Source organism: Pseudomonas sp. MWU15-20650, from assembly GCF_023242475.1.
GTDB lineage: Bacteria > Pseudomonadota > Gammaproteobacteria > Pseudomonadales > Pseudomonadaceae > Aquipseudomonas.
This window is the reverse complement of sequence record NZ_JALJFG010000051.1, coordinates 1-25,108: the sequence shown is the minus strand read 5'-3', so window position 1 is coordinate 25,108 and position 25,108 is coordinate 1. Positions and strand designations below refer to the sequence as shown.

Sequence of the window (25,108 nt, the reverse complement as noted above, 5' to 3'; positions counted from 1 at the left end):
ATCACCCGTGATAGTCGCTATCAACCGTTGTGCCCCCTCCAATAGCGGACCATTTATATTCATTTACGATCTATAAATATGGAAACAAGTTCATTTACGGAATAACCATAGCGTTCTATAAATGGCGCCATGGAACACATCAGCGACGACACCATCGCCGCCGCGCAACAGTCCTTTTCGCGCTTTGACTCCGAGGGCCAGCGCCGCATGGCCGGGCGCGGCGTCACCCACCTCACGGGCCCGTTCGGCGAAATGATTGCCAACGATGTACTGCCAGCCAAAGCCTGGGTGGCCGCCACCCGTCAAGGGCTGGACCTGTGCAGCCGCCTGTTTGAAGTCACCGGCGCACGCGCCACCCACGCATCGCTACGCCTGGACCGCCACTGGCGCAACCTGCGCACGCAACCCTGCACGACCCGGTGGACTACAAGCTCCACGAGCTAGGCGACTTGGCCTTGAACCAGTCCCTGCCGATTCCAACCTTCTATTCCTGACAGAGGTGCCCATGCAGCTTTTAACCCTACCGCCCTCGCCCGCCCTCGCCACCTCGATCCGCGCCACGGCCCAGGTCTTCGAAGACCCGAAATCCCAGGCGCTGCTCGACCATATCCAACAAGTGGCACCCAGCGAAGCCAGCGTGTTGATCATTGGTGAGACCGGCACCGGCAAAGAACTGGTAGCCCGGCATATCCACACCCTCAGCGCGCGGCGCAACCGGCCGTTCGTGGCGGTGAACTGCGGGGCATTCTCCGAATCGCTGGTGGAAGCCGAACTGTTCGGTCACGAAAAAGGCGCGTTCACCGGCGCCCTCAGCGCCAAGGCCGGCTGGTTCGAGGAGGCCGATGGCGGCACCTTGTTCCTGGACGAAATCGGTGATTTACCGATGGCGATCCAGGTCAAACTGCTGCGGGTGCTACAGGAACGTGAAGTGGTGCGCCTGGGTTCGCGCAAGAGCCGTCCTATTGATGTGCGGGTATTGGCCGCCACCAACGTACAACTGGAAAAGGCCATCAACGCCGGGCATTTCCGCGAAGATCTCTACTACCGTCTCGACGTGGTCAGCCTGGAGCTCAGCCCCCTGCGTGAGCGCCCCGGCGATATCCTGCCGCTGACCTGGCACTTTATCGAAGCCTACAGCCAGCGCCTGGGCTACGGCCCGATCACCATCAGCCGCGAAGCTGAACATAAGCTCAAGAGCTACACCTGGCCGGGCAATATCCGCGAGTTGGAAAACGTGATCCACCACACCCTGCTGATCTGCCGCAACGGTGTGATCCAGCGCGACGACCTGCGCCTGTCGAACATGCGCATCGAGCGCCAGGATGACAGCCCGCATGGCACCGACAAGAGCGCCGAAGCCCTGCTTGCGCGAGCGTTTCAAAAGCTGTTCGAGGAACAGGCCGGCGCCCTGCATGAAAAAGTCGAAGACGCACTGCTACGCGCCGCTTACCGCTTCAGCCACTACAACCAGGTGCACACCGCCAACCTGCTGGGCCTGAGCCGTAACGTCACGCGCACGCGCCTGATCAAGATCGGCGAATTAGCGGTGAACAAACGTCGGCCTGGCGAAAACGTGCAAGGCGAACGGATGCTGCATCTATCCATTTAGGCGGCAGTGCAAGGCGTTGTCATGGCTGCGCTCAAAGCTGCGCAGCACCTGGAACGAGCCGAAGGTCACGGCCGTGGCCCGGTGTACACGAATCAATGTCCAGAAATCTTCGTCGCCCTGCTCAATGCGCTTGAATGCCGCCTCCCCCTCTTCGCGGGATTGCCATTGCAGGTAGTTGAGCACCCGCCGCCCATCGTCGCTGACCTGCACACTGGCACTCAAAAAGCCGACATGACCTTGCGCCAGGCGCTCGCTTTGGGTGCTCAAGGCGGCCACCAGGGCCGACTGCTGATGGGGTTCGATTTGAAATTCGATCAGTTGAGTGAAGCTGCGATTTTTCTCTGATACCTGCATGAGCACTCCCCTTTCTCTGTAGGCCGAATCTTGCGATTCAATGCCACGCAGGGTAAAACCTCCACTTAGGTCAAGGTCAAGCACTGTTTCGGAGTTTTTCATGCTCAATAAAGAACTCAGCGTCGGTCAACTTGCAGCCCGCAGCGGCGTAGCGGTTACCGCCCTGCATTTTTACGAGTCCAAAGGGCTGATCAAGAGCAACCGTAATGCCGGCAATCAACGCCGCTATCCGCGGGATGTGTTACGGCGGGTGGTGGTGATCAAGATCGCCCAGCGCCTGGGCATTGCACTGGCGACCATTGGTGAAGCGTTGCAGACCTTGCCCGATGGCCGCACGCCCAACGCTCAAGACTGGGAACGTTTATCCGCGTTGTGGCGTGAGGACCTGGACGAGCGCATCAACAAATTGACGCTGCTGCGCGACAAGCTCAGTGGCTGTATCGGCTGCGGGTGCCTGTCGCTGGAGGCTTGCCCGCTGCGTAACCAGGGTGACCAGCTCGCTGAACGTGGGCCGGGGGCGCAGCTTCTAGAGCCCACCCCATCACCCTGATCGGCAAGCCCCCTCCCACCGTCGCAGAGTCCTGAAACCGCCGGTTTGGGCACAGCAGAGGTGGCCATAGGCGACTAACCCGCAGCCGCCTGCTCGTTCGCTGTTGCCTGGTTGAACACCTCGTCGGCTGCCCGCAGGCCACGCGATACGTGGCCTATAGTGAAAAGGCCGTACCTCTCCATGACCACCACCTGAGGAGCACGATATGAGCGTTAAACCTATTCCCGAGGGTTACCACAGCATCACGCCCTACCTGGGTATCGCCAAGGCGGCTGAAGCCATCGAGTTCTACAAGAAAGCCTTCGACGCCATCGAAGTCATGCGCATGCAAATGCCCGATGGCAACATCGGCCATGCCGAGCTGCGCATCGGTGATTCGCCGCTGATGATGGCCTCGCCCTGCGGCCAGATGGAATTCGGCAGCCCGGGGAAAGAGCCCACCAGCGTTTGCCTGCACGTATATGTCGTGGATGTCGACAAGCAGTTCAAACAAGCCGTCGACGCCGGTGCCACGGTGATCTCGGAGCCCAAGGACCAGTTCTACGGCGACCGCTCCTGCACCCTGAAAGATCCCTTCGGCCATATGTGGTTCCTGGCCACGCGCAAAGAGAACCTGACCGATGCGCAGATTCGCCAGCGCGCCGAGGAAATGTTCAAGCAAGGCTAAGACCCCAGAGGCAATGCAGGCCTCATGCGGGAGGGGCCTTGCCCCCTCCCGCATTTGATCTTGATTGAATGAAGGGGTAATGCATCAGCCGTCCTACACACTTCATGAACAGCCCCTACACGCTTTCACCCTTGCCCCGAGCGCCGCGTGATTCCAGGATGCAGGCAATCATCACAAGGAGCCCTTCCATGTTCGCCGGATTCCAAAAAGACCAGCGTCACGTCAACGGCGTGGACATCAGCTACCGCAAGGGCGGTACGGGCCCGGGCCTGCTCCTGCTGCACGGGCACCCGCAAACCCACGTCATCTGGCACAAAGTCGCCGAACAGCTGGCCGAGCACTTCACCGTGGTCGCAGCCGACCTGCGCGGTTATGGCGACAGCAGCAAGCCTGCGGCCAGCGCCCATCACGGTCACTACTCGAAGCGTGAAATGGCCCGCGACAACGTCGAACTGATGAAGGCCCTGGGCTTCGACACGTTTTCGGTACTGGCCCATGATCGCGGCGCCCGCGCGGCCCATCGCCTGGCACTGGACCATCCCAAGGCCGTGCAACGCCTGGTGCTGCTGGATATCGCCCCTACCCTGTCGATGTACGCCCAGACTGACGAAGCCTTCGCTCGCGCCTACTGGCATTGGTTCTTCCTGATTCGTCCGGCGCCGCTGCCGGAAGCCCTGATCGAGAGCAACCCCGAGCTGTACCTGCGCAGTGTGATGGGCAGCCGCAGCGCCGGGCTCACGCCGTTCACCGACGCAGCCTTCGCCGAATACCTGCGTTGCCTGAAACTGCCGGGCACCGCCACCGGTATCTGCGAGGACTACCGTGCGGCCGCCAGTATCGACCTTGAGCACGACCAGGCCGACATCAATGCAGGCCATCACCTGAACCAGCCGTTGCTGGTGCTGTGGGGCGCCGAAGGTACCGTCGGCCGCTGTTTCGAGCCACTCAAGGCATGGCAGAACGTCGCCACCGATGTCCGTGGCAAGGCCCTGCCGGCCGGCCACTACATCGCCGAAGAAGCACCGCAGCGGCTGCTGGACGAGGTGCTGACGTTCCTGCGCTGAGTCAACCAACCGGATCGGGCGAGCCTGGTGGCGTGCCCATCCGGTGCTATTCTGGCGGCTCATGCCGCCACGCCTGTTTCTGATGAATCACAAGAAAGCGACCGTGCCCCTACCCGAAGACCTGCGAGTGTTCCTGACCGTGATCCGCAAGGCCGGCTTTGCCGCGGCCGCCGATGAGCTGGGCCTGTCCCCGGCGTATGTCAGCAAGCGTATCCAGATCCTCGAAACCACCCTCGCCACCCGCTTGCTGCACCGCACCAGCCGCCGTATCGCCCTGACCGAAGACGGTGAACGGGTACAACGCTGGGCCGTGCGTATCCTCGAAGATGTCCAACAACTCTGCGATGAACTGTCCGAGGCCCACGACAGCCCTCGTGGGCACCTGCAGGTGTGCAGCAGCTTTGGCTTTGGCCGCAACCATGTGGCACCGGCCCTGTCATTGCTGGCCCAGCAGTATCCGGACCTGGACATCCGCCTGGACCTGTTCGACCGCGTGGTGGACATCGTCAGCGAAGGTTTCGACCTGGAGGTTCGCGTGGGCGATGACATCCCCGGCCAGCACATCGGCCGGCACCTGGTGAGTAATCGTCGCGTGCTCTGCGCCGCACCGGCATACCTGCAGCGCCGGGGCACGCCGCAGCAGTTGAGCGACCTGGAGCAGCACGATTGTTTGGTGATCAAGGAGCGCGATAACGCGTTTGGGCTCTGGAACCTGGAGCGTGATGGCACCCTGGAAAGCGTGCGCGTGCGCGGGCCGCTGTCATCGAACAATGGCGAAATCGCGTTGCAATGGGCACTGGATGGGCGCGGCGTATTATTGCGCTCGATGTGGGATGTAAAGCCGCTGCTGGAACAAGGCCGGCTGGTGCAGGTGCTGCATGCCTACACCCAGAGCGCCAACGTGTGGGCGGTATACCCCACACGGCTGGCTTACTCCGGGAGGCTGCGGGCCTGTGTGGAGTTTTTGCAGGAACATTTCAAAGGGTTGTCGATCTGACTGCGCGCTGGGCATTGCGCCCCAGCCAGACCGCCATCACTGCCAGGGCCGTCAGCGGCAATCCATGGAACAACACGATCACTTGGGCCGGTGTCCACGTCAGGTAGAACGGCCCGACCACCAACATCCCTACACCGAAGCCGGCCATCTGGATCAAGGTCAATAGACTGAACAGCGGCAGGCGCAGGCTATCGGGCTCGCTTTGCGCACGCGAGATCAAGGCCACCTCAGACAGCCCGTCTCCCAGCCCTGCCCACACCACCAGCAGCAGCGCCAGCCACAATTCGGTTTGTTGGAAGGTCAGGATAAAGCCGCTGGACATCAACCCCACGCCCAGCATGAACAGACGCTCCATGCCTTGCGTACCACGGCCCTTCAACACCGCACTGGCGATACGCGCACCGACGAACTTGCCACAGGCCCAGACCGCCAGCAGATAGCCCATGACCGTTTTGGCGGTGTCCGGGGAAATGTACTGCGACAGCACCGGCCAGCCGACGTTATGCGCAGCGCTGCCAAGGGTGTCGAGCATGCTGATCAACAACATGGCGGCCAGCACCGGCGCGCCGCGCAAGCCCTTCGTCAGTTCCTTCCATTCGGCCGAGAGCCCGCGATGCGCGGCCACGGCGACTGAGTACAACGCGCGCAACGGCAAGACCAGGCAAGCCGCCACCACATAGGTGCCGATGTTCACGGCAAACACCGCCTCGAATCCTCCCGTGGCGATCAGCAGCCCGGACAGCAAACTGCCGAAGACCGCACCAGTGGCGGCCGCCGACGTGATCCATGCGTTGGTGTTCACCCGCTGCTCAAGCGCGACCCACGTGGGCAACTGGCTGTTGAGGCCAATGGCAAACAGCGAATTGCACAAGCCGATGCCAAAGGCGATAAAGGGCAGCAGACTGAGCTGATGCGCCGGTAGCAGCACCAGCAGCGGCGCCAGCAGCAACGCCCGGGCAAGGTCCAGCCCCGCTAACGTGCCACGCCCGGCGAAGCGCCGAAAGAACGGAATGCTAAACAGGCTGGCGATAATGCCGCCAGTGACGCGGCACGCCAGGAAGACACTGACAAACACCACGCTTTGGCTGAGCCAGTAGACATAGGTGGATAACGCCACCACGTTGAGGAATGCGCCAAAGTCCGAAACGCCTCGGGCAAAGATGATCAAGCGGGCGTTTCGGGTCGACAGGGCCAACGGCTGATCGTGGTTCATGCGGGCTGCGCCTCTGCGTCGGTGGGCACGCTGCGCAGGCTCACCAGCAGCATGTCGCGCCAGGCCGGCGCTGAAGCGGCTCGCGGCCGCACATCGCCGGCCCGATGGTAGAGCCCACGATCGTTGATCACGATGGTTTCGAGAAAGTGCTCCATTGGCAGATTCAACACCCGACTTTGCTCCGTGTCACCGGTAAATACTTCTGATACCACCGGCACCGTATTGCGCTCGCCAATAAAGTGCATGAACACCCAATCCAAGCCATCCTGGTGAATCCCCGAAGTGGTCGGGCTGCTCGACTGCGCATCCGCCCGCACCCGAAACTGGTGGATGTCGATCGTGTACGTGTGTTCGCCCAGGTGCGGGCCAATCACCGCAAGGTCGGCGGCCAGCAGTTTGTGCATGAGTGGATGCGCGATGAAGCCTTCCTCGCAATAGCTCAAATGATTCACGCCCTGGCGATAATTCACGGCATAGGTCACCGGCGACTCAAACGCGGTGTTCCTGTCGATCTGCAACTGCCGTGACGGCAATAAACGATAGCGCAGGATACGCCGCTCGCGGTGCGTATACGCCTTGAATGCCTCATCGCGCACCAGGTTTTCCCAGTACGCGCAAAAGCCTTCTTCCTCACCGGGCTCAAGCCCGATCAGCTCGCGAAAGTCCGGGCGATGGCAGTAGTGATGCTCGCGCAAATGCGCCGAAATCTGTGGGATGTCCATCACGCTATCCTGCAACCGGGCTGATGAGGATGTGCAGGTCTTGCTGGATCTCATCATGCAAGGCCCGGGCGTGGGCGGCATCGTCGACTTTGGCCCAGCACTTGAGCAAATAGTGCTCCTCGATATCCGCATCAATGAAGTGACCGGGGGCCAGTTGGGCATACTCCAGCACCGAGGGGTTGCGATCCAGGCACTGCACGCCTTCAATCCCCCGGTAGTGGCCGCTGTGCTGCGGATAGATCGCCAACATCGCGTAATGTTGCCCGGCCTCGGCCACCCTGCGTGCGCCAGCCTCCAGCTGCGCATCGATGCCTGGCTCGCCCAGCAGCAACGCCAGATACACCTGATAAGGATTGAGACCGGCCAGGTCACGGAACGCCGCGTTGACATACAGCCCGCCCACGCGCGGGTTGATCTCAATCACCACAGGCCCTTCGTCCGTCATCCGGAACTCGAAATGCACCACGGCGTTGGTCAGGCCGACCGCGCGCAGGCACGCCACCGCGTACTGGCGGATCTGCTCGCACTCGGCCTGGGTGAAGGACGTCGGCGGGGAGATCAGCAGGTTCTCAAGGACCGTGCCGCTGCGCTCGGTCAGCAGCAGTTTTTCGTTAATCACCAGCGCATGGATACGCTCGCCGGCAATCACACATTCCACACTGCCTTCAACGCCCGGGATATAGCCCTCCAGCAAGATACTGCGCCCGGGAATGTAGTCATGCCGTTGCCCATCGGCTTCCGGCAGGCTGTGCACGCAACCGTAGAAATCCGCATACGCCGCTGCGCCATGCCCGCTCACGAACTGCGCATAGTGTTGGCGCAGTTGCGCCCAGTCGGAGCACTTCTTGATAAACGCCGAAGCACCGCCAAAAGGCGGCTTGGCGATCAACGGATAACCGACCCGCTCTGCGCCTGCCTGGAGTTCCTGTTCGTTATTGCACAACGCGAACGGTACGGAACGCAGCCCCTGCCCTTGCAGCACTCGACGCATCAGGAACTTGTTATTGCACGCGGCAATGGCCTCAGGGCGGCTATACACCAGCCCCAACCGTTGACAGGCCCGCGCCACCATACAGCCCACTTCCCCGAGTGCAGACGGATGACCGGCCTGGCAGAAAATTCCGCGAACGTGATAGCGCCCGTCCAACTGGCCGACCACGTTCAGGATCGCGTCTTCACTGAGCGTATCGAGCAGGAACACTTCATCACTGTCGTCGCGAAGCCGTTGCAAGTGCTTGCGCCCCGCCACACCTGCCGTCAAACAGCTTAAGCCGTTGGCCCGGGCCGCAGCGAAATGCGGCTCACGGTAGCTATAGCGAACCGCAGCGCTGTCATCGACATCAATAAAAAGAATCGCCTCTGGTTTCATAGCCCATCCTGCCAACTGCACCACTGGCCTTGCCAGTTACGGAAACGGTAATGGCGTTGCCCATCGCGCACTTCAAAATGCGGTAAGTCTTCAAGCTTTTCGACATCTAACAATGGCACGGTGAACTTGCCTTGTGCATGCGGCAAAACATATTCGGGCATGGCAATGTTCGACACTCGCCGCTTGAGGCGATCCATGATTGCGATGGCCTGGCTGATCGACGCCTTATACTCCGATGCACCGGGAGAAAACGGCATGAAGTGGTACAAGTAATACGGCTTCACACCCAAGCGATAAAGATCAATAAAGAGTGTATGCAACGTCGCTTCGTCGTCATTGATGCCGCGCAACAACGGCATATTGGCAAACACAATCGGCACGACGGCCTGAATACGTTTAACCGCCACGGCGAAATCAGCACTGAGTTCAAGCGGGTGGCAAACATGCACCCCAAATGCATTAACGTTGTACTTCTCCAGCATAGCCACCAACTCATCGGTGACGCGAAACGGGTTAAAGCTCAGGGCACGCGAATGGATACGAATCAGCAGGTCGTCACGGATTGAACGCAACGCCGCCAGGTTCTCTTCTAGCTTGCGGTCGGCCAACATCAGCGGGTCGCCACCACTGAGAATCACCTCTTCGATCGCCGGGTTATCGCGGATGTACTCAACCGACGCCTTGAAGGAGTCGGTGCTGGCGTTGGCTTTCTCGGTGCCCACCTGCAAGGTCCGCAGCGCCTCGAAGCAAAACTGGCAATAGGCATTGCAGGTGTTGGTCATGCGCAGAATCACGCGGTTGTCGTACTTGTGCTGGCAGATCGGCGTTTTCATCTCATGGGTGAGCTCCCAATTTTCGGAGGTCCCGTCGTAATCGCCCTGTATCTGCTCGCTCCAGTACGGCACCACCTGGCGCCACAGTGGGTGGTCCATGACCTGGCCGCTGGTGAGTGAACGCTTGATCAGATCGATGTAGTACGGCGTGATCTGCATCTTGCGGCCTTGCAAGTTGTGTTCGATATGCGCCGTGGTTTCTTCGCCCCAGCCTCCGCAGGCGGCGCGCAGTGCAGGCTCATCCCGCAGGGCATGCTTCTGCTGCCAGCGCCAGTCTTGCCACTGTACGGAACGATAAGTCGCTTGATCAAAAATCGACATGAGTTTGAATTCTCTGTTAAGGCATAGATAGCCGCAACGATGACAACCGACTGACAGCCGGCCGCGTCCGATTAAGTCATTAACTTAATATTCGGTAGCACAGAGGTTTAACTACAAATTCATGTATTGACAGGAGCGGAACAATAAGAGCGCACATAAAATAAAATCCCTTTTTATCATCTGTTGGCTTTCCAAGCACGCCCCACTTAATACGATGGTCTCCACGCTGTCAACCCAATAGCCTTGCACGTCCCCTGGAATGACCGCCCTTAACCAAACCGGTCCCCGCAATCACTGAAAACGCCAACTTTTCAACACTTTTATTTAAAAAATAAATAGCCCTCACAACAACGCCCTCCTTTAAATAGAGGGCGCTGCGTGACTACTTATATAACGACGTAATGCCCGTCAGCTGAGCCAGGGGTTGGCGGCCAAGTGTCGGCGTTCAAATGCCTGGATCGCTTCGCGGCGCTGCAGCGTGCTGCCAATCGCATCCAGGCCCAGCAGCAGCGCTGTCTTGCGCAGGGTGTCGATCTGGAACGCAATCACCTGACCCTCTGCCAAGCGAATCTGTTGTGCCTCAAGGTCCACACTGATCTGCGCGTGTTCAGGCGCGCTGACGGTTTGCCCAAGCGCGTGCGCCACCGCCTCTTCCAGGGTGATCAACAACACACCGTTACGCTGGCAATTGTCATAGAAGATGCCGGCGAAGCTGCTACCGATCAGCGCACGAATGCCCATCTGCTTCAGGCCCCACACCGCATGCTCACGGCTGGAACCACAGCCGAAATTCGGCCCCACCACCATAAAGCGAGCGCCTTGCCACGCCGGCTGATTGAGCACGAACGCGGGGTTGGGCGCACCGGACGCGAGGAAACGCAGGTCGAAAAACAGCCCACGGTCCAAGCCGCTGCGGTCAATACCCTTGAGAAACTGCTTGGGCATGATCACGTCGGTGTCGATATTGGCCGCGAGCATCGGCGCCGCCTTGCCGGTAACCTGGGTGAAGGGTTGCAGGCTCATGGGTGCTCTCCAAAGTGGCGAATGTCGGTGAGCCGACCGGTGATGGCCGCAGCGGCGACCATCGCCGGGCTCATCAGGTGAGTGCGTGCGCCCGCCCCTTGGCGGCCTTCGAAGTTGCGGTTGGTGCTGGAGGCGCAGCGGTCGCCGGGGGCCAGCACGTCATCGTTCATCGCCAGGCACATCGAGCAGCCTGACTGGCGCCATTCGAAACCCGCGTCGATAAAAATCGCCGCCAGGCCTTCGGCTTCGGCCTGGTCACGCACTTCAGTGGAGCCGGGGACGATCATCGCGCGGACATGCTCGGCCACGCGTTTGCCGCGCACCACACGGGCGGCGTCACGCAAGTCTTCGATACGGGCATTGGTGCAGGAGCCGATAAACGCATGGCTGATCACGATATCGCTCAACGGCATGCCCACCTCCAGGCCCATGTACGTGAGCGCACGCTGCATGTCCTGGCGCAGGATCAGGTCGCTGACGCCCTGCGGGTCGGGCACACGGGCGCCGATGGCGGCGGCCTGGTCGGGGCTGGTGCCCCAGGTGACCATGGGCTCCAGGGCGGTGGCGTCCAACTGTACTTCCCGGTCAAACACTGCGCCGTCGTCGCTGTGCAGCTTGCGCCATTGCAGCAACGCTTTTTCCCACAGCTCGCCCTGGGGCGCGCGAGGCTTGCCCTTGAGGTAGGCGAAGACTTTTTCATCCGGTGCCATAAAGGCGCCCCGCGCGCCGGCTTCTACCGCCATGTTGCAGAGGGTCATGCGCGCTTCGACACTCAATGCGTCGACGGTGGAACCCCGAAACTCCATGGCATAGCCGGTGGCGCCAGACGCGCCAATCTGGCCGATCAACGCCATGATCACGTCCTTGGACGTCAGCCCTGGGGCCAACGCGCCTTCGACGCTCACCCGCATGGTTTTCAGGCGTTTGTAGACCAGGGTCTGGGAGGCCAGCAGGTGCTCGATTTCCGAGGTGCCGATCCCGAAGCCGAATGCGCCCAGGGCACCATAAGTCGTGGTGTGGCTGTCCCCGGCGGCAATCACCATGCCCGGCAGGATAAAGCCTTGCTCCGGGGCGATGACGTGTTCAATGCCTTGGCGCTTGTCGAGGATATCCAGCAGCTCAATGCCGAAATCCCGACAGTTCTGCGCCAGGTACGACACCTGCCGCGCGCCGCCCGCATCGGGCATCGTCGCAATGCGCTCGGGCGTGGTGGGGTTCACATGGTCGACCACCGCCAGCGCCGTGCCGGGGCGCCACACTCTGCGCCCGGCCTCGCGCAAGCCACTGAACGCCTGGGGGCTGGTGTACTCATTGATCACCTGGCGGTCGATATACAGCAGGACATGCCCCTGATCATCCAGGGCGCACACCGTATGGGCGTCGATGTGTTTGTCGTAGAGGGTTCTGGCAGTCATTTTTCATAAGCCTCGCTCAACGGTATACGCCCATCCTACGGAGCCTCCCGCCCCCATCAATGGCGACTGGGTGATGGCATGGAACATGTTTCGTGTTCGATCCAGACACGTCGAAACATTTACTTTCATTTCCCGCTTAGGGATTTGCCCGTCTCATCCGTCTTAACTTAGATACAGCCCGTCGCGTCAGCAAAAGCTACGACCGGCCTTTTCCGGGCCTCCTTCGCCCCCTCCGATCAAGACCCGCATTCACATGTCGAAGAAGTCACGCTCAAAACTCTGGTTTCTCGTCCACAGCTGGTTGGCGCTGCCCATCTGGTTCTTTGTGCTGATCGTCTGCGTCACCGGCACCCTGGCGGTGGTCAGCCAGGAAATCGTCTGGCTGGCCAACCCGGATATCCGTGCGAGCAAGCCGTCGGATGACGCCCAGGTGCTGAGCTTTGACCAGGTGCTCGCCGCCATCCGGCGCGACGAACCCCGGGCCATCGTGCGGTCCATCATCCGCCCGGATGAAACGCACTTCGCGCTGAGTGTCGACCTCAGCTACCCGGACGGCCGCTCGGCAGAGGTCTATGTCAACCCGTACACCGGGGCCATCCAGGGCGTCAGCCCAGCATTCGACTTCAAGCAATTCACCCGTGCCCTGCATGGCTGGTGGCTGGTGCCGTTTACCCATGGCTACAGTTGGGGCTGGTACCTGGTGTCGCTGCTCGGTTTGCCGTTGCTGGCCTCACTGGTCACGGGGCTGGTGGTGTACAAGCGTTTCTGGAAAGGCTTTCTCAAGCCCACCCTGCGCATCCGCCACGGCGCGCGAATCTTCTGGGGTGACTTCCACCGCCTCAGCGGTATCTGGTCGATCTGGTTTATCGCGGTGATTTCCATCACCGGCACTTGGTTCCTGATCCAGGCGATCCTGGGTGACAACCAGATTTCCATCTCCAGCGAGCCCATCGTGCCGGTGATTGCCCGAGAAAAGGTGCCGCTGTCAGCGCCCGGCGTTCCCGCGCCGATGATCCCTCTCGACGAAGCGATCAGGATCGCCACCCAACGCATCCCGGGGCTGGAGGCCACCTTTGCGTTCCTGCCACTCAACGCCTACAGCCATTTGCAGGTCGGCGGGCGGGGGTGGTACCCGTTGATGTTCCAGACCGCGCAACTGAACCCCTATAACGGAGAAATTGCCGTCTCGCACTTGCTGTCCGACCGCACCCCGCTGGAGTTCGTCACCGAATCCATGCGCCCGCTGCATACCGGTGACTTTGGCGGTTTGTGGATCAAGTTGATCTGGGCGTTCTTCGGCCTGGTGCTGAGCATGATGGTGTTGAGCGGCTTGCTGATCTGGACCAAACGCACGGCCCTGGCCACCCTCAACGCCCTCAAGCGCGAGGCCAAGACGCAACGCGCGACGGTTCCTGCCCCAGCCCTGCCGGCTGAAACCTCGGAGACCCACCGATGAGCAAGGCCACGGCGATACCGACTTCGCCCCTGCGGGCCTTCTGGCTCAAATGGCGCTTCCACATCAACGTTCTGCTGTTGCTGGTGCCGCTGGGGTTCATGCCCAGGTATTTCTCCGAAGCCGCGCTGTTTCGCGGCGACACCGGCATTGGCGAGCGCGTCGCCGGCGACGTGCAGGTGGGCCCCTGGAGCCTGACCCTCGCTGAATTTCGTAACGAAGGCCCACGCCCCGACCCGGCCGGCCCGATGAAGCTGTTCAACGCAGCCCTGTGCGCCGACTGTATTGACCAGGTCAAGGCGACCTACCTGCGTATCGGCAAACCACGCAGCCTGCGCGCCGCCGGGGTGATTTTCTTCGGTACCCCCTACCGCATGGGTGCGCTGCTGCCGGTGCCTGAACGCACGCCGGCCGACGCCGAACTGTGGGTCACCATGGAAGGCTGGGACGGCACGATGCACCAGGGTTCCATCCCGCTGAGCCAAGCCTCGCCTGCCACCATTGCCTGGCTGAACAAGCAAGGAGTCAAACCATGATGTTGATACGCCAGCCCCACGCCCGCGTCTATGCCGCGCTGCTGTTCTGCGCCGCTTTCAGTAGCACGGCCCTGGCCCATAACCCGATGTGTGAATGCAAGGAAATCCCCGGCGAGCAAATCCAGTGCACCGGTGGCTTCTCCGACGGCAGCGGCGCCCCGGGCGTGACCCTGGACGTGATCGGCTATGACGAGACCATTCTGCTGCCGGGCAAGCTCGGCCAGGATTCGACCGTGACCTTCAAGAAGCCGTCCGCCGAGTTCTATGTGCTGTTTGATGCGGGCCCCGGCCACGTGGTTGAAATCGACCAAGCGGATATCCAGCCGCAATGAGTACGACACAGGTTGTACGCCCTGCCGGCGCCGGTCATGAAACCCTCTATGTTCTGCTGCTGTGCCTGATCATCCTGGCGGTCGCAAGCGCAGTGGTCGCGCTGCACAGTGAAACCCAGGAAGTCGTCGCCGTGCCCAGCCACCAACTGGATGCTCGCCGTGACCTGAGTGCTGCCGAACAAGGCATCTACGCCGACTTGCGAGTGACCCTGGATGAGATCCAGCTGTTACAGCAGGAGCAACACACATTGCCGACGCCAGAGCAATTGGCCGAAGAAGGCTTCGCACCGTTTGCCCAAGACGCCAGTTCGGTCAGCCGTGGCGACCATCGCTGGCAGGTGCTGGAACCTTCAGCCTATTTGGGCGTAAGCCAGACGCCCAGCGCCAGCGGCTCCCTGCTGATGCGAGTACGGGGGGCCGAGCCGGACATCTGGCTCAACCGCCAAGCCAACCTGGCCGTGCCTACCGACCTCACCGACCCGACGCTGATCGCCACCGGCTGGCGGCAGGTGGTCACGCAATTCGATGCCGGTGTGACCCGCCAGCACCGCCACTGAACGAGAAGACCGATTGCCCATGTCTATTTCATCTCCCCTGCTGCGCCTGTTGCTGGTTGGCCTGTTCAGCGTGATGCTCGCCCCACTGGCGAATGCCGAGGCGGCTAAACGCCTGCGTATCGGTATCACCCTGCATCCTTACTACAGCTACGTGGCCAATATCGTCGGCGACAAGGCCGAGGTGGTGCCGCTGATTCCCGCCGGTTTCAACCCCCACGCCTATGAGCCACGCGCCGACGACATCAAGCGCATCGGTACCCTGGATGTGATCGTGCTCAACGGCGTCGGCCATGACGACTTCGCCGACCGCATGATCGCCACCAGCGAGCGCCCGGACATTGCGGTGATCGAAGCCAACGCCAACGTGCCGCTGCTGGCCGCCACCGGCAATGCAGCGCGTGGCGCGGGCAAAGTGGTCAACCCGCACACCTTCCTGTCGATCAGCGCGTCGATCGCTCAGGTCAACAACATTGCCCGCGAACTGGGCAAGCTCGACCCGGACAACGCCAAGACCTACACGCAGAACGCCCGCGCCTACGGCAAACGCCTGCGCCAGATGCGCGCCGATGCCCTGGCCAAGTTGACCCAGGCGCCCAACCCTGACCTGCGCGTGGCCACGGTGCACGCCGCCTACGACTACCTGCTGCGCGAATTCGGCCTGGAAGTCACGGCAGTGGTCGAGCCGGCCCACGGTATCGAGCCGAGCCCCAGCCAGCTGAAGAAGACCATCGATGAGCTGCGCGCCCTGGACGTGAAGGTGATCTTCTCGGAAATGGATTTCCCGTCCACCTACGTCGAGACCATCCAGCGTGAAGCCGGGGTCAAGCTGTACCCGCTGTCGCATATTTCCTACGGTGAATACACACCGCAAAAGTATGAAGTGGAAATGACCGGCAACCTCAACACCGTGGTGCGGGCGATCCAGGAGTCGGGAGCATGACGGCGGCGCAGCAACTGACAATCGCCAGCGTCGGCCCGACCCTCGACTTCGACAGCGTTTCACTGACCTTGGGTCGTACCTTGATCCTGGACAATGTGAGCTTCCAGGTGCAGCCGGGCAGTATCCACGCATTGGTCGGCCCGAATGGCGGCGGCAAGAGCTCGCTGATCAAGACCCTGCTGGGGCAAACACCGCACCAGGGCCGGTTGAGCCTGCAATGGCCGGGCGCGCCCGGCATCGTCGGGTATGTCCCCCAGGCGCTGGAGTTCGACCGGGGCTTGCCCATGACCGTCGATGATTTCATGGCGGCCATGTGTCAACGGCGCCCGGCGTTTCTCGGCCTGTCCCGGCACTACACCACCGCGATTGGCGACGCGCTGGCGCGCGTGGGCATGCAGGACAAACGCCAGCGCCGCATGGGCGCGTTGTCCGGTGGCGAGCGCCAGCGCGTGTTGCTGGCCCAGGGCCTGATCCCACCACCACAATTGCTGGTGCTGGATGAACCGATGTCGGCCCTCGATGAAGCGGGCATCCAGGTCTTCGAACGGCTGCTCAATGATTGGCGCCTGGCCGGCATCACCGTGCTGTGGATCGAACACGACCTGGAAGCCGTTGGCCGCTTGGCCGACCGTGTCACCGGCCTGAACCGCCGCGTGTTGTTCGACGCCACGCCCAAAGCAGCGCTGACTCCGGAGCGCCTGTTGAACCTGTTTTCCACCCACCCTCGGAGCCCGGCGCAATGAGTTATGAAGCCTTTCGCTTGATGGTCCAGGGCTGGGCCTCTGCCGGTTATCTGCCGCAGGCACTGGCCTATGGATTTGTGGTCAATGCCCTGCTCGCCGGTTTATTGATCGGCCCGGTATTGGGCGGCCTGGGCACGCTGGTGGTGGTCAAGCGCTTTGCGTTTTTCTCCGAAGCGGTCGGGCATGCCGCGTTGACCGGCGTGGCCGTGGGTATTTTGCTCGGTGAGCCTTATACCGGGCCCTACGGCTCGCTGTTCGGTTACTGCCTGCTGTTCGGCATCCTGCTCAACTACCTGCGTAACCGCACCGGCCTGACCCCCGATACCTTGATCGGCGTGTTCCTGTCGGTGTCCCTGGCGTTGGGGGCGAGCCTGCTGCTGATCCTGGCGGGCAAGATCAACGTGCACATTCTGGAGAACGTGCTGTTTGGTTCGGTACTGACCGTCAACGGCAACGACTTGCTGGTACTGGCGGTGGTCGGTTCGCTGGTGATGGCCCTGGCATTGCCCTTGTACAACCGCATCATGCTCGCCAGTTTCAACCCGCAACTGGCGGCGGTGCGCGGCGTGGCAGTGAAGACCCTGGACTACCTGTTCGTGATCCTGGTGACGCTGATCACCGTAGCGGCGGTCAAGGTCATCGGTGCGATCCTGGTCGGTGCGCTGCTGGTGATTCCAGCCGCGGCGGCACGCCTGTTGAGCCAATCGCTCAAGGGCTTCTTCTGGGGCTCGGTGGTGATCGCCACCGTCAGCACCTTGTGCGGGATTGTGCTGCCAATCGTCTTCGACCTGCCTATCCCGTCCGGAGCGGCGATCATTCTCGTCGCCGGTATCGCCTTCGCCTTTGCCGCCATTGCACGCGGCACCGTGCCCAGCCTCAAAGGGAGTCTTGGATAATGCGCCCTGTCTTTCGCCCAATGGCCTTGGCCATCGCCTGTTTGATCAGCCCCTCGGCCCTGGCTGTCGACGGTTTCAATCCCAAGGATTTCAAAGTCAACCCAGGACTCGGCCACGCCGCCCTGACCAAGGCAAAAAAGCCGGTCACCGTATTGGCGTCGCTGCCGATCACCTATGGCCTGGCCGACGTGCTGCTCAAGGGCACGGATGTACGGCTTGAACGCGCCGCGCCGGCCAACCTGCCGGGTTCGCGTCAGGTGTCCTACTTCACCGGCCGTGGCGCCCCGGCATTGAGCCAGTTGGCGCGGGACGCCGACGCCGCCATCGGCATGCGCTCCCTGTGGGCTGACGACCCGCTGTACCCGGTGGCGCGCCGCAGCAATATCCGTATCGTCGAAGTGGACGCCGCGCGCCCGGTAGATGGCGGTTTGCCGGGGATCGCCGTGCAGCCAGGCACCACCGATGGCCTGAACAGCCAACCCTGGCAATCGAGCAACAATATGGGACGCATGGCCGATGTGATAGCCGCTGACCTGAGCCGCCTGGCACCCAACGCCAAAGCGCGGATCGACACCAACCTGGCCGCACTCAAGCAGCGCCTGCTCAAGCTTAGCGCCGACAGCGAGGCACGGTTGGCCAAGGCAGATAACCTGAGCGTGGTCAGCTTGAGCGACCACTTTGCCTATCTGGTCAGCAGCTTGAACCTGGAAGTGCTGAGCACCGATGCACGCCCCGATACCGAGTGGACACCTCAAGCCCTGCAGCAATTGAGCGCCCGCTTGAAAGACGACGATGTGGCCGTGGTGCTGCATCACCGTCAGCCGAGTGAAGCGGTGAAGGCCGCTATCGCGGCGGGCGGCTCAACGCTGCTGGTGTTGAACGTCGACGGTGCGGACCCGGTATCGGAGCTGGAAACCAATGTGGATCAGGTGATCAAGGCGATCTCAATTGACTGACACATCACCTGTGGGAAGGGGCTTGCTCCCGATGAAGGCGTATCAGTAGACGCATCAGTGGCTGGCCCACCGCCATCGGGAGCAAGCCCCCCACATGTTGATTCGCCTCTCACACCACATCCACGCCCACATGAATCGCATCATGCCGCCAGAACTCCAGGTCGCAATCGATCAAGCGCTGGTGCTGGTCATAGTTGACCCGGGCGATGCGCAAGCCCGGGCTGCCTACCGACACCCGCAACGCAGCGGCGGCTTCCACCTGCAATGAAGTCGGTACGATCTCAAAACGCACGCGCCCGTAGTGCAGGTCGTACTTGCGCGCATAGAGTTCGGTCATGGACTGATTCAAATCGCACGCCAGGATTCCCGGGAAATACTGCGGGTTCAAGTAGTGCTCGACGTACAACACCAGGCGCCCATCGATCCTGCGGCCCCGGCAAATCTGGATCACGCTGGACAGCGCCGGTAACTGCAACCACGCACACACCGCGGCCGACGCCGGTTGCAGCCGCGCGGAAATGACCTCGGTGGAGGCCACTCGCCCCTGGTCGGTGACCATCGCGTGAAAGTGGCTGCGCTGCATCAGGTTGTAGGCCAACCGAGGCGGCGAGACGAACCAGCCACGGCGCTCTTCACGATAGATCTGCCCTTGGGCCTCCAGCTGTAACAAGGCTTCCCGCACGGTAATTCGAGTGGTACCAAACAACTCGCTGAGCTTGCGCTCGGCCGGAAGTTTGCTTGCCGGCGGCAACAGGCCGTGGTCAATCTGCTCTTGCAGCGCCAGCCCGATGGATGTCACCGCCTTGATTGCCTCATCACGCATCAACGTTACCTATCTGGACTAGACCAGCACCGTTCAGGTGCACAAAACGTGCTGTATTTGGGCTTGTGCCCATGTGTGCCAGCCTAGGCATTACAGATGACCGACAGATGACAGTCCGTGCCGCCGCCCCGCTCCACACCTTGCAATCCATCGGCCAAGTCCCTGGCCTGCGGGCACTTGGTCATGGTCTACGCTAAGCCTGCGCTTAACGACATAAGCGATTTAAAAACGACATCGACATGAAACTGTCATCCATCGCGTCTAGATTGGCTCAGGTATTGCTCTGACCTAGACCAACAACACCGTAGAAAAAACCGCCGCGTTGAAAACGCCCAAAGGAGCTTCGGATGAAACAGCTTTTCCTGGCATCACTGTTAGGCTCGACCATTGCCATGTGCACCGCCGCCATGGCCGCTGATACCGATTTGAAAACGCTCGAAGCCGCCGCGAAAGCGGAAGGCGCCATCAACAGCGTCGGCATGCCCGATGACTGGGCCAACTGGAAAGGCACTTGGGAAGACCTGGCCAAGACCTACGGCCTCAAGCACATCGACACCGACATGAGTTCGGCCCAGGAAATCGCCAAGTTCAAAGCCGAAAAAGACAACGCCAGCGCCGACATCGGCGACGTCGGCGCAGCCTTCGGCCCGATTGCGGTGAAGCAGGCAGTCACCCAGCCTTACAAGCCGTCCACCTGGGCCCAGGTACCGGATTGGGCAAAAGACAAAGACGGTCACTGGGCCCTGGCCTACACCGGCACCATCGCCTTCATCGTCAACAAGAAGCTGCTGCACGGTTCCGAGATCCCCCACAGCTGGGCTGACCTGCAAACCGGCAAATACAAAGTCTCGGTGGGTGACGTGAGCACCGCCGCGCAGGCCTCCAACGCCGTACTCGCTGCTGCCATCGCCAACAAAGGCGACGAGAAAAACATCGCACCCGGCCTGCAGTTCTTCACCAAGATTGCCCAGCAAGGTCGCCTCTCGCTGTCCAACCCGACCATCGCCACCATGGAAAAAGGCGAAGTCGAAGTGGGTATCGTCTGGGACTTCAACGGCCTGAGCTACAAAGCCAAGATGGCCACCCCGGATGACTACGTGGTGCTGATCCCATCGGACGGCTCGGTGAAATCCGGCTACACCACCATCATCAACAAATACGCCAAGCACCCGAACGCCGCCAAGCTGACCCGCGAATACATCTTCAGCGATGCCGGCCAACTCAACCTGGCGCGTGGCAATGCGCGTCCGATCCGTGCTGAAACCGACCTGAAACTGCCGGCCGATATCGCCAAGAACCTGATCCCGAGCGAGCAGTACACCAAGGCCAACCCGCAGCCGATCAAGGATGCCGATGCCTGGGAAGCGACCTCCAAGAAGCTGCCGCAGCTGTGGAACGAACAGGTCATCGTAGAAATGAAGTAAGCCTGTTTGCCCACCTTGGAAACACTGTGGGTATCCAATGTGGGAGAGGGCTTGTCCCCTCCCACACTTGAACCAAGTCTCAATCTGTAGCGGAGCCCCAGCCCCCATGAAGCACAATGTCATCCTTGTCGTGCTCGACGGCCTGAATTTCGAGGTTGCGAGGCACGCCATGGGGCACTTGCAGGCCTATGTCGGCGCAGGACGCGCAGCCCTCTACAAACTGGAATGTGAACTGCCCGCCCTGTCCCGCCCACTGTATGAATGCATCCTGACCGGCGTAGCGCCGATCCAGAGCGGTATCGTGCACAACCAGGTGTCGCGCCTGTCCAACCAGCGCAGCATTTTCCATTACGCCACCGACGCAGGCTTGAGCACAGCGGCGGCGGCTTACCATTGGGTCAGCGAGTTGTATAACCGCACGCCCTTTCTCGCCGCCCGTGATCGTCACACCGACGACAAGGCGCTGGCGATCCAGCACGGGCATTTCTACTGGAATGACCACTACCCCGATTCCCACCTGTTCGCCGACGCCGAAAGCCTGCGGCTCAAGCACGCGCCGAACGTGTTGGTGGTGCATCCGATGAACATCGACGACGCCGGCCACAAGCACGGCCTCGACACCCCGCAATACCGCAACAGTGCACGCTCGGCCGACATCGTCCTCGCCGACTACCTGCAAGGCTGGCTCGACGCCGGCTATCAGGTCCTGGTGACCGCCGACCACGGCATGAACAACGACCGCTCCCACAACGGCCTGCTGCCCGAAGAACGTGAAGTACCGCTGTTTGTGCTCGGCGATGGGTTCAGCCTGGACAGCAACGCCGCGCCGAAACAGACCGACCTGTGCGGCACCATTTGCCAATTGCTGGGCGTGCCCCACGACAAGCCTGTGTGCCGGGAGCTGCTGAAGTGAATTCAATGTCCCGCGGCAAATGGCTGGCCCTTCTGTGCCTGGTGCCCTTCGCGCTGTTCTTTATCGTGTTCGAAATCGCCCCTTTGGTGTGGGTACTGATCAATAGCCTGCAAACTGAAGAGGCCGGCTGGGGCCTGGAAAACTTCACCCGGATCTTCAGTTCGAAGTTCTACTTGCAGGCGATCCAGTTCAGCCTGGAGATCAGCTTCTACTCCAGCGTCTTCGGGATCATCATCGCCACCCTGGGCAGCTACTCGCTGCGTCGGGTGGACTCGCCGTTGCGCAACTTCGTCACGGCGTTCGCCAACATGACCAGCAACTTCGCCGGCGTGCCGCTGGCCTTCGCGTTCATCATCCTGCTGGGGTTCAACGGCAGCATCACCATCATGCTCAAGCAAGCCGGGATCATTCAGGACTTCAACCTGTATTCCAAAACCGGCTTGATCATCCTCTACACCTACTTCCAGATCCCGCTCGGCGTGCTGCTGCTCTACCCAGCCTTTGACGCGCTGCGCGAAGACTGGCGTGAATCGGCCGCCCTGCTCGGCGCCAATGGCTGGCAGTTCTGGCGGCACATCGGCCTGCCGGTGCTGACCCCGGCCTTGCTCGGTACATTCGTGATCCTGCTGGCCAACGCCCTCGGCGCCTACGCCACGGTGTATGCCCTGACCACCGGCAACTTCAACGTGCTGCCGATCCGCATCGCCGGGTTGGTCTCCGGTGATGTATCCCTCGACCCGAACATGGCCAGCGCCCTGGCCGTGGTGCTGGTGGCGCTGATGACCGTGGTCACCGTGGTCCATCAACTGCTGCTCAAGAGGAGCTACCATGTCACGCGCTGAAGCCGGCCCGGCCTCCCTTTACCATCGGGTCGTGGTGTACCTGTTGTTCCTGATCCTGGTGTTGCCGCTGGTGGGCACCTTCGTCTACTCCATTGCCAGCAGTTGGTCGGCCACTATCTTGCCGGCCGGCTTTACCGTGAAATGGTATGTGCAACTGTGGAGCGACCCACGCTTTCTGATGGCCTTCGGGCAATCCTTGCTGGTGTGCGTGGGGGCGTTGATCCTCTCAGTGGTGTTGATCCTGCCGCTGCTGTTCGTGGTGCATTACCACTTCCCCAGGCTCGACACGCTGATGAACATTTTGATCCTGCTGCCCTTCGCGGTGCCGCCGGTGGTGTCGTCGGTGGGCCTGCTGCAACTGTATGGCTCCGGGCCGTTGGCGATGGTGGGCACGCCATGGATTCTGATCGGCTGCTACTTCACCGTGGCGTTGCCGTTCATGTACCGCGCGATCACCAACAACCTGCAAGCGATCAACCTGCGCGACCTGATGGATGCCTCGCAACTGCTTGGCGCCAGCACCTGGCAGGCGGCGATCCTGGTGGTGCTGCCGAACCTGCGCAAGGGCTTGATGGTGGCGCTGCTGCTGTCGTTCTCGTTCCTGTTCGGCGAGTTCGTGTTCGCCAACATCCTGGTGGGCACCCGCTATGAAACCCTGCAGGTGTACCTCAACAACATGCGCAACAGCAGCGGCCACTTCACCAGTGCCGTCGTGATCTCCTATTTCTTCTTTGTGCTGGTGCTGACCTGGGCCGCCAATATCTTGAACAAGGACAAAAGCCAATGAGCTTCGTCAGCGTCCAACACCTGCAAAAAGGCTACGCCGGCACCCCGGTGTTCAGTGATATCAACTGCGAGATCGCCAAGGGTGAGTTCGTCACCCTGCTCGGCCCGTCGGGTTGCGGTAAGTCCACCCTGCTGCGTTGCATCGCCGGCCTCACGTCGGTGGACAGTGGCAAAATCCTGCTGGATGGCCAGGACATCGTGCCCCTGAGCCCACAGAAACGCCACATCGGCATGGTGTTCCAGAGCTACGCGCTGTTCCCCAACATGACCGTGGAACAGAACGTCGCGTTCGGCCTGCGCATGCAAAAGGTCAACGCCGACGACAGCCACAAGCGCGTGCAGGAAGTGCTGCAACTGGTGGAACTCAAGGACCTCGCCGGCCGTTACCCGCACCAGATGTCCGGCGGCCAATGCCAACGCGTGGCCCTCGCCCGCTCGTTGGTGACCCGTCCGCGCTTGCTGTTGCTGGATGAACCGCTGTCGGCGCTGGATGCACGGATTCGCAAACACTTGCGCGAACAGATCCGCCAGATCCAGCGCGAGCTGGGGCTGACCACGATTTTCGTGACCCATGACCAGGAAGAAGCGCTGACCCTGTCCGACCGAATCTTCCTGATGAACCAAGGCAAGATCGTCCAGAGTGGTGACGCAGAAACGCTCTACACCGCGCCCGTGGATGTATTCGCCGCCGGTTTTATCGGCAACTACAACCTGCTCGACGCCGACAAGGCCAGCCAGTTGCTGCAACGGCCAATCAGCGGGCGCATCGCGATTCGCCCGGAAGCCATTGAACTGAGCCGCAGCGGCGAGCTGGACGCCCTGGTGCGCAGCCACAGCCTGCTGGGCAACGTGATTCGCTACCGCATCGAAGCCCGCGGCGTGGAGTTGGTGGTCGATGTGCTCAACCGCTCGGCCGATGACCTGCACCCGGATGGCCAACGCCTGGCACTTTCCATCGACCCCAATGCCCTGTGTGAAGTAGCCTGACAGGCAGCGACTTATTGAGAGAGCATCACCGATGGCATTGGTAATTTTTGATTTGGACGACACCCTGATCCACGGCGACTGCGCCACCCTGTGGAGTGAACAGATGGGCCGCCTGGGCTGGGTCGACCCTGAGTCGTTCATGCGCAAGAACAACGAACTGATGGACGCCTACAGCCAGGGCAAGCTGTTGATGGAAGACTTCATGGACTTCAGCCTGGAGCCGATGATCGGCCGCACGCCGGAAGAAATCGAGCATCTGGTGGAACCGTGGGTCGAGGACGTGATCGAGCCGCTGATCTACAGCGACGCCACCAAGACCATTGCCCGGCACCGCGCCAACGGGGACCGGATCCTGGTGATTTCCGCATCGGGCACTCACCTGGTCACGCCGATTGCGGCACGTATCGGTATTGATGAAGTGTTGGGCATTGACCTGGACGTCAGCCACGGCGTGTACAGCGGCCGTACCGTGGGTGTACTGACCTATCGCGAAGGCAAGATCACGCGGTTATTGGAATGGTTGGAGCGCGAAGGCGAATCGCTGGAGGGCGCGTACTTCTACTCGGACTCGCGCAACGACTTGCCGTTATTGCTGAAGGTGGATCACCCGCAGGTGGTGAACCCGGATCCGGTGTTGCGCGACCGTGCTGAACAGGCCGGCTGGCCGATCCACCACTGGGTCTGATTCAACCGAGACCCACATGTGGGAGGGGGCTTGCTCCCGATAGCGGTGGATCAGTGAAGAATATTTCATCTGACACACCGTCATCGGGGGCAAGCCCC

27 protein-coding genes and 1 pseudogene are annotated in these 25,108 nt (G+C 61.3%); 20 read left to right on the top strand and 8 right to left on the bottom strand.

Features of this window, described 5'->3' with window-relative positions; genetic code table 11:
* Window positions 1-111: 111 nt before the first annotated feature.
* Window positions 112-494 (top strand): annotated as a pseudogene (locus tag M5B43_RS25900) (hypothetical protein); the annotation flags it as partial.
* Window positions 495-505: 11 nt separating this feature from the next.
* Window positions 506-1,609, top strand: coding sequence for a sigma-54 dependent transcriptional regulator (locus M5B43_RS25895; RefSeq protein WP_248752731.1), 1,104 nt, complete (start codon window positions 506-508; stop codon window positions 1,607-1,609).
* Here M5B43_RS25895 and M5B43_RS25890 read toward each other — a convergent pair.
* Window positions 1,598-1,963, bottom strand: coding sequence for an antibiotic biosynthesis monooxygenase (locus M5B43_RS25890; RefSeq protein ID WP_248752730.1), 366 nt, complete (start codon window positions 1,961-1,963; stop codon window positions 1,598-1,600). The two genes, M5B43_RS25895 and M5B43_RS25890, sit on opposite strands and share 12 nt — an antisense overlap.
* 100 nt (window positions 1,964-2,063) lie before the next feature.
* Between M5B43_RS25890 and soxR the strand changes: the two genes are divergently transcribed.
* The 4 genes from soxR to M5B43_RS25870 all read left to right on the top strand — a co-directional run bounded on the left by soxR (window position 2,064) and on the right by M5B43_RS25870 (window position 5,241).
* A complete protein-coding gene (gene soxR, locus M5B43_RS25885) occupies window positions 2,064-2,513 on the top strand; it encodes a redox-sensitive transcriptional activator SoxR (protein ID WP_248752729.1) in 450 nt (149 codons plus the stop codon).
* Window positions 2,514-2,718: 205 nt separating this feature from the next.
* Window positions 2,719-3,180 carry a VOC family protein gene (locus M5B43_RS25880; RefSeq protein ID WP_248752728.1) on the top strand — a complete coding sequence of 154 codons (462 nt, stop codon included), beginning with the start codon at window positions 2,719-2,721 and terminating at the stop codon, window positions 3,178-3,180.
* A gap of 188 nt (window positions 3,181-3,368) precedes the next feature.
* Window positions 3,369-4,244, top strand: a complete 876-nt coding sequence (locus M5B43_RS25875) for an alpha/beta hydrolase (RefSeq protein ID WP_248752727.1) — start codon at window positions 3,369-3,371, stop codon at window positions 4,242-4,244.
* Window positions 4,245-4,326: 82 nt separating this feature from the next.
* The gene (locus M5B43_RS25870) at window positions 4,327-5,241 is read left to right on the top strand and encodes a LysR substrate-binding domain-containing protein (RefSeq protein WP_248752726.1); all 915 of its coding nucleotides are present in this window, start codon (window positions 4,327-4,329) and stop codon (window positions 5,239-5,241) included.
* On the opposite strand, the gene M5B43_RS25865 is transcribed toward M5B43_RS25870, so the two are convergent.
* From M5B43_RS25865 to leuC, 6 genes are all read right to left on the bottom strand, one after another.
* Entirely contained in the window at window positions 5,222-6,454 is a 1,233-nt protein-coding gene (locus M5B43_RS25865) for an MFS transporter (protein WP_248752725.1), read from the bottom strand. The genes M5B43_RS25870 and M5B43_RS25865 overlap by 20 nt on opposite strands.
* The gene (locus tag M5B43_RS25860; RefSeq protein ID WP_248752724.1) at window positions 6,451-7,176 is read right to left on the bottom strand and encodes a 2OG-Fe dioxygenase family protein; all 726 of its coding nucleotides are present in this window, start codon (window positions 7,174-7,176) and stop codon (window positions 6,451-6,453) included. Before M5B43_RS25860 ends, M5B43_RS25865 begins: the two co-directional genes overlap by 4 nt.
* A gap of 4 nt (window positions 7,177-7,180) precedes the next feature.
* Entirely contained in the window at window positions 7,181-8,545 is a 1,365-nt protein-coding gene (locus tag M5B43_RS25855; RefSeq protein ID WP_248752723.1) for an ATP-grasp domain-containing protein, read from the bottom strand.
* Window positions 8,542-9,699, bottom strand: coding sequence for a radical SAM protein (locus tag M5B43_RS25850; protein WP_248752722.1), 1,158 nt, complete (start codon window positions 9,697-9,699; stop codon window positions 8,542-8,544). Before M5B43_RS25850 ends, M5B43_RS25855 begins: the two co-directional genes overlap by 4 nt.
* A gap of 408 nt (window positions 9,700-10,107) precedes the next feature.
* Window positions 10,108-10,722: a 3-isopropylmalate dehydratase small subunit gene (leuD, locus tag M5B43_RS25845; protein WP_248752721.1), complete on the bottom strand. Its 615-nt coding sequence runs from the start codon at window positions 10,720-10,722 to the stop codon at window positions 10,108-10,110.
* Window positions 10,719-12,137: a 3-isopropylmalate dehydratase large subunit gene (gene leuC, locus M5B43_RS25840; RefSeq protein ID WP_248752720.1), complete on the bottom strand. Its 1,419-nt coding sequence runs from the start codon at window positions 12,135-12,137 to the stop codon at window positions 10,719-10,721. The genes leuD and leuC overlap by 4 nt, the downstream gene beginning before the upstream one ends.
* 253 nt (window positions 12,138-12,390) lie before the next feature.
* Here leuC and M5B43_RS25835 point away from each other — a divergent pair, with 253 nt between their 5' ends.
* From M5B43_RS25835 to M5B43_RS25800, 8 genes are read left to right on the top strand one after another with little or no spacing between them, the layout of a single operon-like run.
* Window positions 12,391-13,593 (top strand): PepSY domain-containing protein, encoded by a 1,203-nt coding sequence (locus tag M5B43_RS25835; RefSeq protein ID WP_248752719.1) that lies wholly within the window; start codon window positions 12,391-12,393, stop codon window positions 13,591-13,593.
* Complete coding sequence (locus M5B43_RS25830; protein ID WP_248752718.1) at window positions 13,590-14,126, top strand: thiamine pyrophosphate-binding protein; 537 nt, start codon at window positions 13,590-13,592, stop codon at window positions 14,124-14,126. Before M5B43_RS25835 ends, M5B43_RS25830 begins: the two co-directional genes overlap by 4 nt.
* Window positions 14,123-14,458 carry a hypothetical protein gene (locus M5B43_RS25825; protein WP_248752717.1) on the top strand — a complete coding sequence of 112 codons (336 nt, stop codon included), beginning with the start codon at window positions 14,123-14,125 and terminating at the stop codon, window positions 14,456-14,458. The genes M5B43_RS25830 and M5B43_RS25825 overlap by 4 nt, the downstream gene beginning before the upstream one ends.
* Window positions 14,455-15,015, top strand: coding sequence for a DUF6162 family protein (locus M5B43_RS25820; protein ID WP_248752716.1), 561 nt, complete (start codon window positions 14,455-14,457; stop codon window positions 15,013-15,015). The genes M5B43_RS25825 and M5B43_RS25820 overlap by 4 nt, the downstream gene beginning before the upstream one ends.
* 19 nt (window positions 15,016-15,034) lie before the next feature.
* Window positions 15,035-15,955, top strand: a complete 921-nt coding sequence (locus tag M5B43_RS25815) for a metal ABC transporter substrate-binding protein (RefSeq protein ID WP_248752715.1) — start codon at window positions 15,035-15,037, stop codon at window positions 15,953-15,955.
* Window positions 15,952-16,698 (top strand): metal ABC transporter ATP-binding protein, encoded by a 747-nt coding sequence (locus M5B43_RS25810; RefSeq protein ID WP_248752714.1) that lies wholly within the window; start codon window positions 15,952-15,954, stop codon window positions 16,696-16,698. Before M5B43_RS25815 ends, M5B43_RS25810 begins: the two co-directional genes overlap by 4 nt.
* Complete coding sequence (locus M5B43_RS25805; protein WP_248752713.1) at window positions 16,695-17,594, top strand: metal ABC transporter permease; 900 nt, start codon at window positions 16,695-16,697, stop codon at window positions 17,592-17,594. The genes M5B43_RS25810 and M5B43_RS25805 overlap by 4 nt, the downstream gene beginning before the upstream one ends.
* Window positions 17,594-18,550 (top strand): zinc ABC transporter substrate-binding protein, encoded by a 957-nt coding sequence (locus M5B43_RS25800; RefSeq protein WP_248752712.1) that lies wholly within the window; start codon window positions 17,594-17,596, stop codon window positions 18,548-18,550. The genes M5B43_RS25805 and M5B43_RS25800 overlap by 1 nt, the downstream gene beginning before the upstream one ends.
* 109 nt (window positions 18,551-18,659) lie before the next feature.
* Here M5B43_RS25800 and M5B43_RS25795 read toward each other — a convergent pair whose 3' ends face one another.
* Window positions 18,660-19,373 (bottom strand): UTRA domain-containing protein, encoded by a 714-nt coding sequence (locus M5B43_RS25795; protein ID WP_248752711.1) that lies wholly within the window; start codon window positions 19,371-19,373, stop codon window positions 18,660-18,662.
* Window positions 19,374-19,720: 347 nt separating this feature from the next.
* On the opposite strand from M5B43_RS25795, the gene M5B43_RS25790 reads away from it, so the two are divergent.
* The 6 genes from M5B43_RS25790 (at window position 19,721) to M5B43_RS25765 (ending at window position 25,010) form a co-directional block, all read left to right on the top strand.
* A complete protein-coding gene (locus M5B43_RS25790; protein WP_248752710.1) occupies window positions 19,721-20,797 on the top strand; it encodes an ABC transporter substrate-binding protein in 1,077 nt (358 codons plus the stop codon).
* A gap of 106 nt (window positions 20,798-20,903) precedes the next feature.
* On the top strand, window positions 20,904-21,710 hold the full coding sequence (locus tag M5B43_RS25785; RefSeq protein WP_248752709.1) for an alkaline phosphatase family protein: 807 nt from the start codon (window positions 20,904-20,906) through the stop codon (window positions 21,708-21,710).
* A 5-nt stretch (window positions 21,711-21,715) separates the two neighbouring features.
* Window positions 21,716-22,552, top strand: a complete 837-nt coding sequence (locus M5B43_RS25780) for an ABC transporter permease subunit (protein ID WP_248752740.1) — start codon at window positions 21,716-21,718, stop codon at window positions 22,550-22,552.
* Entirely contained in the window at window positions 22,539-23,339 is an 801-nt protein-coding gene (locus tag M5B43_RS25775) for an ABC transporter permease (RefSeq protein ID WP_248752708.1), read from the top strand. The genes M5B43_RS25780 and M5B43_RS25775 overlap by 14 nt, the downstream gene beginning before the upstream one ends.
* Entirely contained in the window at window positions 23,336-24,325 is a 990-nt protein-coding gene (locus tag M5B43_RS25770; protein ID WP_248752707.1) for an ABC transporter ATP-binding protein, read from the top strand. The genes M5B43_RS25775 and M5B43_RS25770 overlap by 4 nt, the downstream gene beginning before the upstream one ends.
* Window positions 24,326-24,356: 31 nt before the next feature.
* Window positions 24,357-25,010 (top strand): HAD family hydrolase, encoded by a 654-nt coding sequence (locus M5B43_RS25765; protein WP_248752706.1) that lies wholly within the window; start codon window positions 24,357-24,359, stop codon window positions 25,008-25,010.
* Window positions 25,011-25,108 lie beyond the last annotated feature (98 nt).